The sequence below is a fragment of the Brevibacterium sp. ACRRH genome (assembly GCF_022346365.1).
GTDB lineage: Bacteria > Actinomycetota > Actinomycetes > Actinomycetales > Brevibacteriaceae > Brevibacterium > Brevibacterium paucivorans.
The window spans coordinates 379,554-393,112 of sequence record NZ_JAKRMN010000001.1; the positions used below are offsets into that span (position 1 = coordinate 379,554).

Consider the following 13,559-nt stretch of genomic DNA (forward strand, 5'->3'; position numbering starts at 1 on the left):
CAAGGAGGGTTCATGAAAATCACCGGTGCGGTCCTACGCGAGATGCGAGCCCAACGCCCTTACGCGCAGTCCCGTCCACTCGACGTCACGACAGTGGAACTGGACGAACCCGGCCCGCACGAGGTACTCATCCGCATGACCGCAGCCGGGCTGTGCCACTCTGACCTGTCTGTGGTGGACGGTAACCGACCTCGGCCCCTTCCTATGTTGCTGGGGCACGAAGGCGCCGGGGTCGTCGAGCAGGTGGGCGCGGACGTCACCGAATTTGCCCCCGGCGACCACGTGGTGACGGTGTTCTTGCCTCGGTGCGGGCAGTGCGCCAACTGTGCGACCGACGGAAAGCTCCCGTGTACCCCGGGGACCGCGTCGAACAACGCCGGCGTTCTGCCTTTTGACGGAGACGTGCGCAGGCTCAGCGAATCCGGCGAAACCACCCACCCGCGAGCCGGTCACGCAGGCGAACCCATCAACCACCACCTGGGTGTGAGCGTGTTCGCCACCCATGCCGTGGTCAACGTCGCTTCGATCGTCAAGGTGGGTTCGGACGTCCCACCCCAGATCGCTGCACCTTTGGGTTGTGCCGTTCTCACCGGGGGAGGTGCCGTGCTGAACGCGGGTAAGCCCAGCCCTGGCGACGACATCATGGTGGTGGGCCTTGGCGGCGTGGGTATGGCCGCGTTGCTTACCGCGTTGAGCGTGGGGACTGGCGAGGTGATTGGCGTGGATGCCAACCCGGAGAAGTTGGAGAGGGCGCGCAAGTTGGGTGCGTCCCAGGTGTACACCCCGGCCGAGGTCGCAGAAGCTGGCGTCAAAGCCCCCGTTGTGATCGAGGCAGCTGGGCACCCCAAGGCGTTTGAAACCGCGTATTCAGCCACGGCTGTGGGCGGAACAACAGTGACGGTGGGTCTGCCTGCTCCTGATGCACTTTCGCAGATTCACCCGCTGACCTTGACCGCTGAAGCCCGCACCGTTGTGGGCTCATACTTAGGGTCCGCTGTTCCTTCACGCGACATTCCAAAGTACGAACAGATGTGGCGGGACGGGAAGCTTCCGGTTGAAGAACTGGTGTCTGGAATCGTGCGCCTGGACGACATCAACGCGGCCATGGATACGCTTGCAGATGGTCAAGCTGTTCGACAGGTGATTCTCTTTGACTGACCGTGAGATACCCTTGAAGGGTGAGTAACGAAGTTGAAATTGGTCGCGGTAAGCGGGGGCGTCGCTCCTATTCTCTTGACGACGTAGCGGTGATTCCCGCTCGGCGAACTCGCGACCCTCAAGACGTTTCGCTGGCATGGCAGATCGACGCCTACCACTTTGAGCTCCCGTTCATTGGCGCACCCATGGACTCGGTTGTGTCGCCCGCAACTGCGATTGCATTGGGTAAGTTCGGTGGCCTGGGCGTCCTGGACCTTGAAGGGCTGTGGACACGTTACGAAGACCCACAGCCGTACTTGGACGAAATCGCGTCGCTTCCGGAAAACCAGGCGACCGTCCGCATGCAAGAAATCTATTCTGAACCCATCAAGGCCGAACTCATCACGGCACGTTTGAAAGAAATCCGCGAAGCGGGAGTCACCGTCGCTGGTGCGCTGACTCCGCAACGCACGCAAGAATTCTGGAAGACCGTTGTCGAAGCCGGAGTTGACTTATTTGTGATTCGCGGAACCACGGTCTCCGCGGAGCACGTTTCAAGCGAAGCAGAACCACTCAACCTCAAACGCTTCATTTATGAACTCGACGTTCCAGTCATCGTCGGAGGTGCAGCCACGTACACGGCAAGCCTGCACCTCATGCGTACTGGAGCCGCCGGTGTTCTTGTCGGGTTCGGTGGCGGTGCCGCATCGACCACGCGCCGTACTTTGGGTATCCACGTGCCCATGGCTACCGCGATTGCCGACGTTCATGCAGCCCGCCGAGACTACATGGACGAATCGGGCGGACGCTATGTTCACGTGATCGCTGACGGCGGTTTGGGAACATCCGGTGACATCGTGAAGGCATTTGCCATGGGAGCCGACGCCGTGATGCTCGGTTCTACTCTTTCGCGTGCAGAAGAGGCACCCGGTCAAGGTTTCCACTGGGGAGCCGAAGCTCACCACTCGCACTTGCCACGTGGCCGTCGCGTCGAAATGGGTACGGTTGCGCCACTTGAACAGTTGCTCTTTGGCCCCGGCCACTCCGCTGTAGGTGAAGTTAACCTGGCCGGAGCGCTCCGCCGGGCCATGGCCACAACCGGTTACCTGGATCTCAAGGAGTTCCAGCGGGTTGACGTGACGGTTGCTCCGTACGTCTAAAAACATGTAAGGGTACTGTCGCTACATGTTGCGCTTGGCTTTCACCCCTAAATGGATCGGGGGGTTTGTTCTGGTCCTTGTTTTGGCGACCACTTTTGTGTTCCTGTCCATGTGGCAAGTAGACCGCGCACAACACAAGAACGACGCGCATACCAGCGCGTTTGCCAATGACAAGACGCCACTCAACGAAGTGGTGTCGGCACAGGTTCCCATGGCGTCGCGCGAAGCTGACCGCTTGGTAGAAGTGTCCGGCTCATATGTCCCGGAAGCCACGGTGCTGGTCGAAGGGCGCCACCAGGATGGCCAACGCGGATACTGGGTCGTCACCATGTTCGCAGTCGACAAGGCGCGTCTGGGCGGTGGCTTGAGCGGAAACAAGTCTGTTGCGATCCCTGTGATCCGCGGGTTTACCCCCGATGAAGCAACCGCGCGCAGCTCGCAAGCCCCAAGCGGGAAACACACGCTGGTCGCACGTATGGGCCCCACCGAAGCGCCTGAGCCAGCTGTGGGGGACAAGGTCGTGAGTACGGTTTCAACAGCGCAGCTGGTGAACTATTTTGACGTGTATTCTTACGGCGCGATCCTGTTCCCTGAACCGAACCAACGCGCTCAAGCCTCAGGGCCCGAACTTGAACACGTGACATTTCACGCGCAAGAATCCGGTGGTTTGGATGTGCAGTCAGCGTTTTATGCGGTGGAATGGTTAGTGTTCGCCGGGTTCGCGTTTTATATCTGGTGGCGACTCTTGCGTGACGCATACCGTCAACAAACGCACAACCAGCACCAAAACTTCGTTGTGGTAAAAAAGCCAGGGCAGAAAAACCTGGGCAACTAGCGTCGCGCTAGCTATTTGAGAGGACACACAGTGCAGGATCCGCAAGATCAACGACCCGAGTTTGACGAAAACTCGCACGATCCGGAAACGGTGTTTACGGTTTCGCGATACACCTCGGCCCGTAATGCGGAACGTTTCTACCGTGTCATGGCCCTGATTACGGGTACCATGCTGATGATTCTGACGCTTGAAATGATCTACAAGTACATCATTACCCCGCTGATGGGCGGTGACCCTTCAACCGCGCTCCTCATCGGTAACTTCAACCTGGGTGCGGCGATCGCGATCTCGCACGGATGGTGCTACGTGGTGTACCTGGTGGCCAGCTGGTGGCTGACGTCCTCCATGAAGTGGTCGCTTCGCCGGATGCTCGTGCTGGCTCTTGCGGGTGTTGTCCCGGTCATGTCGTTTATTTGGGAGCGCAAGGTTCACCACGAAGTTGAAAAGCGTTTGGACGAAGCTGTCGTGATTGCGCCGGCAGATTAATTTTCCTGGTATTTGCTCGATAGGATGACGGTATGCAACCTTCCATTCCCACTTCTTCACGCCCTGTCTTGGTGGTGGATTTCGGAGCACAGTACGCTCAGCTGATTGCGCGTCGCGTTCGTGAAGCTGGCTTGTTCTCTGAAGTTATTCCGCACACTGCTTCCGCTCAAGAGTTCGCTGACCGTGACCCAGTTGCCGTCGTGCTGTCTGGCGGGCCGTCTTCCGTGTACGCGGAAGGGGCTCCCAGTTTGGATCCCGAGGTGTATGAACTGGGTGTGCCCATGTTCGGCATCTGTTATGGGTTCCAGTCGATGGCTCACAACTTCGGTGGCAAGGTTGCCCACACGGGGTCGCGTGAGTACGGCTCAACGCCCTTGAGCGTGTCTGAGCCGTCCCAGCTGCTAAAGGGTCAGCCAGAAAATCAGACCGTATGGATGTCGCACTCCGATTCTGTGGCGCAAGCGCCTGAAGGTTTCACCGTTGTTGCGTCCACTCCGGGGGCTCCCGTTGCGGCGTTTGAATGTGTTGAGCGTAAACTCGCCGGTGTGCAGTGGCACCCGGAAGTGCTCCACTCCGAGTATGGCCAGGCAACCCTGGAAAACTTCTTGCACTCAATCGCTGGACTTGAACCTACGTGGACTGCTGGAAATGTCATTGACGAACAGGTTGAACTGATCCGCCAGCAGGTGGGGGACAAGCAGGTGATCTGCGCGTTGTCCGGTGGAGTCGACTCCGCGGTTGCAGCTGCTCTCGTCCACAAAGCGGTGGGCGATCAGCTCACGTGTGTTTTCGTTGACCACGGGCTGTTGCGAAAAGACGAACGCAAGCAGGTCGAACAGGACTACGTGGCTTCGACAGGCGTGCGGTTGGTGACCGTCGATGCCGCAGACCAGTTCCTGAATGAGCTGGCCGGTGTCACTGACCCTGAAGCGAAGCGCAAGATCATTGGGCGCGAGTTCATCCGTGTGTTTGAAACGGCCGCTGCTGACTTGGTTGCCCAGTCGCGCAACGACGCAGAACCCATCGAATTTTTGGTGCAGGGCACGCTGTACCCAGACGTGGTGGAATCCGGAGGTGGTTCGGGAACCGCCAACATTAAGAGCCACCACAATGTGGGTGGATTGCCTGAAGACCTCCAGTTCAAGCTGGTCGAACCCCTGCGCGCGCTGTTTAAAGACGAAGTCCGTGCGATCGGACGCGAATTGGGCTTGCCTGAAGTCATTGTGGGACGCCAGCCGTTCCCCGGCCCTGGTCTGGGTATCCGCATCATTGGTGAAGTGACACGTGACCGCCTCGATGTACTGCGTGAAGCAGACGCAATTGCCCGCGAAGAGCTCACGCGAGCAGGGCTGGATGACAGCATTTGGCAGTGCCCCGTGGTGCTCCTGGCCGATGTGCGTTCGGTGGGTGTGCAGGGCGACGGCCGTACCTATGGCCACCCCATCGTGTTGCGCCCAGTATCCAGCGAAGACGCTATGACAGCCGACTGGACTCGCGTGCCGTACGACGTGCTCTCCACAATTTCCAACCGCATCACCAACGAGGTGGACGAAATCAACCGAGTGGTCCTCGACATCACGTCGAAGCCACCCGGCACCATCGAATGGGAGTAAACCACAAAGCCCCAACCGTGGGCCCAAACTGAGGCACCCCGCGCCCCAGTTACATCTCCTGAACACTGTTCAGTTACACTGGGTGAGATTTCACCCAGGGTGGGTGAACCTGTGTACAAGGAGAATGAAATGTCTACTTCCACTTCGGCTGAAGCACGCCGCGCGCCACAAGCGCGTAGCGTGGGCATGGACGTCGCTTATATCGCGGTCTTCGCGGCCCTCATTTGGGTATCCGCGCTGATCCCGCCTATTCCGGTCGGCGGAGTCGGCGTACCAATCACGGTGCAAACCCTCACGATCGCGATCTCCGGAATGGTCTTGGGCGCATGGCGCGCATTCGCAGCAACCGGGCTGTACCTGGTGCTGGGCCTGATCGGACTTCCCGTGTTTGCTGGCGGTTCTGGGGGCCTGGGTGCACTCGCAGGACCCAGCGCAGGCTACCTGGTGTCTTTCCCATTCTTTGCAGGTCTCATTGGTCTACTGGCGCAGATGTCTGTTAAGAAGCTCACCGGTGTGAAACTGTGGCTCGCCCTGGTCGGTGCGGCTCTGGTTGCCCGTTACCTCATTGTGTGGCCCATTGGTGCGTTCGGTATTCACTTCAACGCTGACGTTCCACTGGGTGCAGCGTTCTTGGCGGACATTCCATTCTGGCCTGGCGACCTTGTGAAGAACATTCTCGCCGGTGCAATTGCACTCATGGTTCACCGTGCCTTCCCCACCGTGCTGGTGCGCCGGTGATCACGTTTGACGCCGCGCGGGTGGCGATCGACGAAGTTGGAGGGCCCGAAAGGGTCCTCCTTGACACCACCTCGGTCACGCTCACACAGCCAATGACGTCAGTCATTGGCCCCAACGGATCGGGCAAGACCACCTTCCTCCAGATGATCAACGGTCTGATGACACCCACCTCGGGCGATGTTCGCGTAGGTGAGCTCAGCGTCACGCAAAACCTCAAGGAAGTGCGCAAGCGCGTGGGGTTCGTCTTCAGCGACCCCGCCGCCCAGCTGGTCATGCCTACGGTGGTCGAGGACGTGCAGCTGTCCCTGCGCCACTTGCCCAAGGCTGAACGCAAACCGGTGGCCATGGCCATGCTCACCGAACTGGGCGTAGAGGACCTCGCCAGCCGTTCCGTGTACGAGCTGTCCGGTGGGCAGCGCCAGCTGGTCGCGTTGGCGACGGTGTTGGCGGTGGACCCCGAGGTTCTGGTGCTCGATGAGCCGGCGACCCTGCTGGACTTGAAAAACACGCTTCTTCTGCGGCGCACGCTACGTGATCTGGTGGACCGGCGCAGTGTCCAGGTGGTGTTTTCTACCCACGACCTGGATTTTGCGCTGGACGGGCATGAGTGTGTGTTTATCGACAGCGGGCAGGTGTGTGGCATGGGCGCCCCGGCCGAGGTGGTTGCCGAGTACCGAGCGAGTGTCGCATGAGGCGTCGGCAACAGTTTTTGGGGGTGTGCTCGCCCCGTCGCGGGTGGTTGCACGCGGCTCCAGTGGGCGTGAAATTCGCTTCACTGACGGTGCTGACTTTGGTGGTGATGCTGGCGCGCAACCCGTTTGTGAATGCTGGCCTCATCGTGATGCTGGTTCTGATTGGGTTGACAGCCAAGATGAGCCTGGGTCAGATTCTGGGGCCCATTCGACGGATGTGGCTCATTTTCTTGTTGCTGGTGGTAGTCCACGTGTTCTTGAGCGACTGGTGGAATGCCGCGCGCATCATCACGGTGATGATCACGTGCGTCGTGAGTGCTCAGATCTTCATGCTGTCGACGCCTTTGTCGATGTTGCTGGATCTTTTCAGCATGCTGGTGCAACCCTTGAAGCTCGTAGGGATCCGCCCGCAGGTGCCGGCGCTCGCAGCAGCGATCGCGGTGCGCAGTGTTTCTTACCTGGCAGACTTGGCCGACACGGCACAAGACGCGGCGAGCGCGCGCGGATTAGAAAATGATATCCGCGCCCGCACCGTTCCGGTCATGTTAGGCGCCGTGAAGTACGCACAAGACACCGGTCGCGCACTTGAAGCTCGCGGGATCCTGGATTAGTGCGGTCCTTGTCTAGCTGACGCGGTCCTGTGCCCAGCGAGGGGCGCCGATGAGCGACCGGCCGATCACCTGTGGGGCAGGCGAATCGATCGCTGAAGCGTAGTGACCCACCAGCTGTGAGCACACGCTCTTCCACGTACGTCCCAAGACCACCTTGCGAGCCGCTTCACCGAACGCTGCTCGCTTAGCGTCGTCACCTACCAGGTCACGGACGTGACGTTCCATCGCGGTGAGATCGCCTGGTGTGTACAGCCATCCGGTGCGGGAGTGGTCGACCAAGTCCAGTGGGCCACCTCGGGCTGGGGCCACCACGGGAACGGCGCTCGCCATTGCCTCTTGGATGGTCTGGCAGAACGTTTCAAACTCGCCTGGGGACACCATGACGTCAAAGCTCGCAACTGCCTGAGCCAAAGCGGCCCCACCCAGGAAGCCAGTGAAAACGGCGTTTGGCAGGAGTTGTTGCAGGCGGGCACGCTGTGGTCCCTCACCCACAATGACCAACTGAACGTTGGGAATGTTGCCCAATCGGACCAAGTCTTCGACCTGCTTCTCGACTGCTAGGCGCCCAACGAAACCAACGATCTTCTTGCCTTCAGGGGACATGCGAGCCCGCCACTCTTCCGAGCGGTGGCTGGGGTCAAAGCGGGTCGAGTCAACACCTCGGGCCCACAACCGCACATTAGCTACCCCGTGGCTTTGGAGCTGGTCGATCGTGAACGAAGACGGAGCGAGAGTCAGCGATGCGTGCTGGTGGATGTTGCGCACGTGGTTCCACATGAGGTTTTCCACTCCGCGCAGACCGTAGCGTGCGGCGTAGGCGGGTACTTCAGTCTGGTACACAGCTACTGACGGGATGCCCAGGTCCTGAGCTGCGAGCACACCGCGCCATCCCAGGACGAACGGGGAAGCCAGGTGAACGACGTCAGGGTCGTAGTCGGCCAGAATGCGACGGATGCGAGGAACGCCACCAGGAGCAACCCGAACCTTGCGGTACTTAGGCATCGCAAAAGAGGGCACTCGAACAATGCGAGCGCCCGAAAGTTCAGTGGGGGAGTCGTGGCGAGAGCCGGGGGCGATCACGATGACATCGTCACCTCGCTCCGCCAAGTGTTCAAGGACTCGAACGACTGTGTGAACGACGCCGTTGGTCTGGGGCAAGAAGGACTCAGCAATAATCGCAACTCTCACACCTGCATTAGATATCAGTGAAGTAACATAAAGACGGTGTCAGTACGAACAATGGCTAACTAAACGGTAAACTTAACCGGTGGGTAACAACGGGCGTGCGAACGTCGCGTTTGATCCCCGGTCGTATCCGTCGAAAGTGTCATTGAACTAAAGGAGCAAACGGTGGCGTGGGCTTTGGCAATTCTTCTGATTGTCCTGGTCATTGTCGCTGGGTCTGCGATCGTTCTTGTGATCCGCAACAACCAGCTGTCACTCGCCCGAGACCTGTGCCTAGAAGCGTTACGCCAGGTCAATGTGCAACGCGAACAACGTCACGCACTCGTTCCGGAATTTGTGAGCCTCGCGCGTGCGTGCCGCGGTAATAGCAGTGTTGATGTCGGCGACGGTGCGGCAATCGGCTCAACTGCGGAACGAGACGTGGCCTGCCGTGAACTTTCATCTGCCCTCACCCAGGCCGTCTCGGTGGGCACGGAAGAGCCCGCAACTCCAGGTGACACAACGGCCAGTGTGGGGCCAGCGGAAGACCAACTAACCTCGGCGATTGACGCATTAGCCCAGATTGCGAAGGTGCGAGGCGAAACCAACCAAACGCACGAACGGTGCCACGTCCAACTCCACGACCTCTACGAACACCTCCTCATGGTGGAGCACCGCCTGTCAGCGGCCGTGCGCTATTACAACCTGGTTGTTATGCAGTATTCGACGATGCGTTCCTCGTGGATCTCGCGCCCGCTGATGCGGGTGTATCGGAACTTCGCGCACATCGCTTACACGCCCAACGAACTTACCGATGACGTGCCCATCGCCAACCGCACATCCGAGCGTGAAAAAGGCACGGGGTACCGGCCAGGAAGCGTGTTCGGCTAAGTGACGGCTCGCAACGCTGAGGAGTCGCGCCAGACAGAGGTGCCGAGCCAGGCCGAGCAGCACCAACGCTTTCGGATCGACCTGGGGTACGTAGGCACCAACTTCCACGGGTGGGCGCTTCAACCCCATCTGCGGACCGTGCAAGGGGAACTAGAAACTGCGCTCGCCCGGATTCTCAACACCCCCGTTCGCGTGACGGTAGCAGGCCGTACGGACGCGGGAGTTCACGCACGCAGGCAGGTCGTCCATGTGGACATTGCGCAAGGTGACTTTCCGCGGTTGGTGGGGCAACCTCGGGCGCGGGGTGAGCAACGAACGCCGGCTCAAGGTTTGAAGTCTCGGTTGCGCGGTGTGCTTGCCCACCAGGACGCCAGCGACATCGTGATCCACGACGTCGCGGCCGTGCATTCCGATTTCGACGCCCGTTTTTCTGCTCTGTGGCGTTCCTACACGTACCGGTTGGCAGACCCGCAAGCATTTAACGACCCGCTCACCGCGGCCTTCACCGTGGCACACAGGATGGACCTGGATGTTGCTGCGATGAGTGCGGCTGCCCAGCAGGTGTGCGGACTGCGCGATTTCCTTCCCTTCTGCAAGCCACGCGAAGGTTCGACCACCATTCGCACGTTAGAAGAACTGCAGGTGGTGCGCGATGGCAGTGGCGTGATCGAGATCTTCCTACGCGCCGACGCATTCTGCCACCACATGGTGCGCGCCCTGGTGGGCGGCCTCGTCAAAGTGGGGGAGGGTAAGTGGGCGCCGGACGGGTTGGTTGGCATGTGCGAAGAAGCCCGCCGAGGTCGTTCCGAGTTCCCCATGTTTGTTTTCCCAGCTCACGGGCTGGTTTTGGAAGACGTGGGGTACCCCGAGCCTGGCGAGTGGGCGGTGCGGAATCAGCAAACCCGCGCACGGAGAGACGCTGAGTAGCGCGAGTTGGGGTGGCGCTGTGAGTTGTGCACGTGACCGGCTCACATAATTTACGCAGTCATTGCTGTGGTTTACCTCAAGTTCATGCTCCGCTGATAGGAATTGAGAACATTTGTTAATTTCACTCCCTTGATGAGGACATTATGAAGCGAACAACCCGCGCGTTTGCGGCTGTGTCAGCTCTCGCTGTCGTGTCGCCACTTGGAGCGCTCCCTGCGTTCGGTGTAGCCGACAAGGGCACCGAATTCCAGATTCTGAACATCACCGACTTCCACGGACGAATCGGCTCGGGTGTGGGTGCCGACCTCGCCGCCGCTGTCTCTGACAACCGCCAGGAAACCTCCACGTTCCTGTCTGCTGGTGACAACATTGGTGCATCCACCTACGCATCCTCCTCGCAGAAGGACAACCCCACCCTTGAGTACCTCGACGAACTGGGCCTTGATGCTTCGGCTGTGGGTAACCACGAATTCGACCGCGGATACGACGACATCACTAGCCGTGACACCAAGTTCCAGCACCTGGGTGCCAACGTTGTGAAGAAGGGAACCGACGAACCGGCGTTCCCCGCTTACACCACGTACGATGTCAACGGCGTCAAGGTGGCTGTTATTGGTGTAGTCACCAAGGACACCAAGGCTCTGGTATCGCCGGACGGAATCTCGAAGATCGACTTCATCGACCCCGTCAAGGCAGTCAACAAGGCAGCTAAAGAACTCGAAGCTTCAGACGAAAAGCCTGACATCACGATTCTGGAAGCGCACACCGGGCCTTCGTCCGCTGGCAGCATCAAAGAAGCTGTTGCTTCCAACGACGAGTTCGGTTCGCTGGTAGAAGAAGCTGACCCTTCTATCGACGCAATGTTCTTTGGTCACTCGCACATCGAGATGAACCTGAAGGCTAAGATTCCAGGCACCGACCGCACCCGCCCAGTGGTTCAGGCCGCTAACTACGGTGAAGCACTTGCTGATGTGCGCCTTACGTCAGAAGGTAACGGCGACTGGACCGTTAAGTCCTCTGAACTGATCGAAGTTGAAGGTGTTGGAACCGAACGCGATGACCGCGGAAAGGTGACCGCCTACAAGGACAACGTGCCTGCAGGTGCCAAGAAGATCATCGACGACGCAGAAGCGAAAGCTCAGAAGGTCGGATCGGTTAAAGCCGGTGAAGTCACCGAAGACATCACGCGTGCATTCAAAGAAGACGGTTCAGAAGACCGCGGTGCAGAAAGCACCCTGGGGAACCTGGTTGCAGACGCTCTGAAGGAAGGTGTCACGTACTCCAACCTGAAAGAAGCTGACTTCGGTATCACCAACCCAGGTGGTCTGCGCACTGACATGAAGATGGACGACTACTTTGGCGAAGGCAAGCTGAAGGAAGGCAAGGGTGTTGTCACCGACGGTGAACTCAACCAGGTTCTTCCGTTTGCTAACGACCACGGTGTTGTCACCATGAAGGGTGAAGACGTCATCGAACTCTTCGCTCAGCAGTGGCAGCCGGCTGAAGCATCGCGCCCATTCCTTCACTTGGGTATCTCGAAAGAACTGAGCGTTATCTACGACTCGAGCGCTGAAGACCCAGCTAAGCGGGTTAAGTCCGTCAAGGTCAACGGAGAAGACATTGACCCTGCAAAGGAATACCGTGTAGCTACCCTGTCGTTCCTGGCTAACGGCGGTGACAACTTCGGAGCCTTCGCAAAGGGTACATTCGAACAGTCCGGTCTGACCGACTTTGAAATCTGGCAGAAGTACTTCGAAAAGAACTCGCCGGTATCGCCTGACAAGAAGGAACGCCAAGCTGACTTCGCGAAAGACATTCTGGGTAGCGGAGACGCAACCGCAGAAGTTTACGCTCCAGACAAAACGAAGAACGACTTCTCGCTCAAGATTAAGTCGAAGGTCGAAGCTGAGAACCTGCTCTTCACGGTTGAAGCTCCTAAGGGCTTCGACGTGAAATGGGACGACGCCAAGGTTATTGAAGGAACTGAAAACACCGTTCGCGTCGACAAGGTGAAGGCCGGCGAAACTGAGGTGAAGTTCCACCTGGTTCGTAACTCCGACAAGACCGACGGTGCGAAAGAGTTCAACAGCACCCTGGTTGCCGACCCAGACGCTGAGTGGTGGGACAACAACCCACTCCCAATCATGCGTGAAACCAAGATGGGCTTCGTCGCTGAAGAAAAGCCAGATGACTCCTCAAACGGCACCAAGCCTGGTGACGACTCCTCGGGAGACATGGGTGACCCTGACAAGGGCGGCTCCGACGAAGGTACTGACGAAGGTACCGACAAGGGTGGCTCCGACGAAGGTACCGACAAGGGTGGATCTGACGAAGGTACTGAAGAAGGTACTGACAAGGGCGGATCTGACGAAGGTCAGGAAGAACCCGGTCAGGGAACCCTCGACAAGGACGGTTCCAACAACGCACAGGACGAACCAGCAAACAGCGGTAACGGCAAGCCACTGCCGCGCACCGGTATCGAAACCGCTGGCATGATTGCCGCAGGAATCGCGTTGCTGGCTGTTGGTGCAACCGCAGTTGGACTGACCCGCGCACGTCGTAAGTAACCGCACATAGGTGAGAGACACCTCGGCGAAGGTGGACCCACTCACCCCGTGAGCGAACACACGATTCGACCCCTCCCATGCATTTGCTTGGGAGGGGTCGAATGCATTAGATTAGGTAGTCGTTGCGTACGTCAATGCACATGCCACAAAACCTCTAGTCGCGTTGCAGGTTGAGGCGAAGGTGCTCTTCGTACAACATGACAGAACTGCACTGGCGATCTCTAAAGATCACGACCTTTGAGAACACGCGCGGTGCCGCACAAACTAGAGACGAAAAGAAGGCTACACTTGCGTACCTATACTCCGAAGCCCGGCGACATCGATCGCCAGTGGCACGTCATTGATGCCACTGACGTCGTTCTTGGTCGACTTGCTTCGCAGGCAGCTCGTCTGCTTCGCGGCAAGCACAAGGTGACGTTTGCCCCACACGTTGACACGGGCGACTACGTGATCATCATCAACGCTGAAAAAGTTGCTCTGACCGGCGCCAAGCTGGAACAGAAGCGCGCATACCGCCACTCCAACTACCCTGGCGGAATCAAGAGCGTGAACTATGCAGAACTGCTGGCTACCAAGCCCGTACTGGCAGTTGAAAAAGCCGTTGCAGGTATGGTTCCTAAGAACCGCCTCGGCCGTGAACAAATGCGCAAGTTGAAGGTGTATGCGGGTCCTGAACACCCACACGCATCACACAACCCGCAGACCTACGAAATCAGCCAGGTTGCGCAGTAAGCGCCC

The 13,559-nt window shown here is 58.8% G+C and carries 13 protein-coding genes; 12 read left to right on the top strand and 1 reads right to left on the bottom strand.

The features are described from left to right. Positions 1-12 precede the first annotated feature (12 nt). From MHX53_RS01740 to MHX53_RS01775, 8 genes are all read left to right on the top strand, one after another. The gene (locus tag MHX53_RS01740; protein ID WP_239271036.1) at positions 13-1,158 is read left to right on the top strand and encodes an alcohol dehydrogenase catalytic domain-containing protein; all 1,146 of its coding nucleotides are present in this window, start codon (positions 13-15) and stop codon (positions 1,156-1,158) included. A gap of 20 nt (positions 1,159-1,178) precedes the next feature. Continuing rightward, a complete protein-coding gene (locus MHX53_RS01745) occupies positions 1,179-2,297 on the top strand; it encodes a GuaB3 family IMP dehydrogenase-related protein (protein ID WP_204514822.1) in 1,119 nt (372 codons plus the stop codon). Positions 2,298-2,322: 25 nt separating this feature from the next. Next, complete coding sequence (locus tag MHX53_RS01750) at positions 2,323-3,132, top strand: SURF1 family protein (protein WP_239271037.1); 810 nt, start codon at positions 2,323-2,325, stop codon at positions 3,130-3,132. A 30-nt stretch (positions 3,133-3,162) separates the two neighbouring features. Beyond that, complete coding sequence (locus tag MHX53_RS01755) at positions 3,163-3,618, top strand: DUF3817 domain-containing protein (protein WP_102239159.1); 456 nt, start codon at positions 3,163-3,165, stop codon at positions 3,616-3,618. A gap of 32 nt (positions 3,619-3,650) precedes the next feature. Further along, positions 3,651-5,231, top strand: a complete 1,581-nt coding sequence (guaA, locus tag MHX53_RS01760) for a glutamine-hydrolyzing GMP synthase (RefSeq protein WP_204514819.1) — start codon at positions 3,651-3,653, stop codon at positions 5,229-5,231. A 129-nt stretch (positions 5,232-5,360) separates the two neighbouring features. Continuing rightward, positions 5,361-5,969 carry a biotin transporter BioY gene (locus MHX53_RS01765; RefSeq protein ID WP_239271038.1) on the top strand — a complete coding sequence of 203 codons (609 nt, stop codon included), beginning with the start codon at positions 5,361-5,363 and terminating at the stop codon, positions 5,967-5,969. Between the two features lie 92 nt (positions 5,970-6,061). Beyond that, positions 6,062-6,661, top strand: coding sequence for an ABC transporter ATP-binding protein (locus tag MHX53_RS01770; protein ID WP_275433476.1), 600 nt, complete (start codon positions 6,062-6,064; stop codon positions 6,659-6,661). Positions 6,662-6,729: 68 nt separating this feature from the next. Then, positions 6,730-7,272: an energy-coupling factor transporter transmembrane component T gene (locus MHX53_RS01775; protein WP_204514816.1), complete on the top strand. Its 543-nt coding sequence runs from the start codon at positions 6,730-6,732 to the stop codon at positions 7,270-7,272. A gap of 12 nt (positions 7,273-7,284) precedes the next feature. On the opposite strand, the gene MHX53_RS01780 is transcribed toward MHX53_RS01775, so the two are convergent. After that, complete coding sequence (locus tag MHX53_RS01780; RefSeq protein WP_239271039.1) at positions 7,285-8,460, bottom strand: glycosyltransferase family 1 protein; 1,176 nt, start codon at positions 8,458-8,460, stop codon at positions 7,285-7,287. A gap of 162 nt (positions 8,461-8,622) precedes the next feature. Here MHX53_RS01780 and MHX53_RS01785 point away from each other — a divergent pair, with 162 nt between their 5' ends. The 4 genes from MHX53_RS01785 to rplM all read left to right on the top strand — a co-directional run bounded on the left by MHX53_RS01785 (position 8,623) and on the right by rplM (position 13,553). Next, on the top strand, positions 8,623-9,327 hold the full coding sequence (locus MHX53_RS01785) for a hypothetical protein (protein WP_239271040.1): 705 nt from the start codon (positions 8,623-8,625) through the stop codon (positions 9,325-9,327). Continuing rightward, entirely contained in the window at positions 9,328-10,254 is a 927-nt protein-coding gene (truA, locus tag MHX53_RS01790) for a tRNA pseudouridine(38-40) synthase TruA (RefSeq protein WP_239271041.1), read from the top strand. Positions 10,255-10,397: 143 nt separating this feature from the next. Next, complete coding sequence (locus MHX53_RS01795) at positions 10,398-12,821, top strand: bifunctional UDP-sugar hydrolase/5'-nucleotidase (protein WP_239271042.1); 2,424 nt, start codon at positions 10,398-10,400, stop codon at positions 12,819-12,821. A gap of 288 nt (positions 12,822-13,109) precedes the next feature. Continuing rightward, positions 13,110-13,553, top strand: coding sequence for a 50S ribosomal protein L13 (gene rplM, locus MHX53_RS01800; RefSeq protein ID WP_102239166.1), 444 nt, complete (start codon positions 13,110-13,112; stop codon positions 13,551-13,553). Positions 13,554-13,559: the final 6 nt, after the last annotated feature.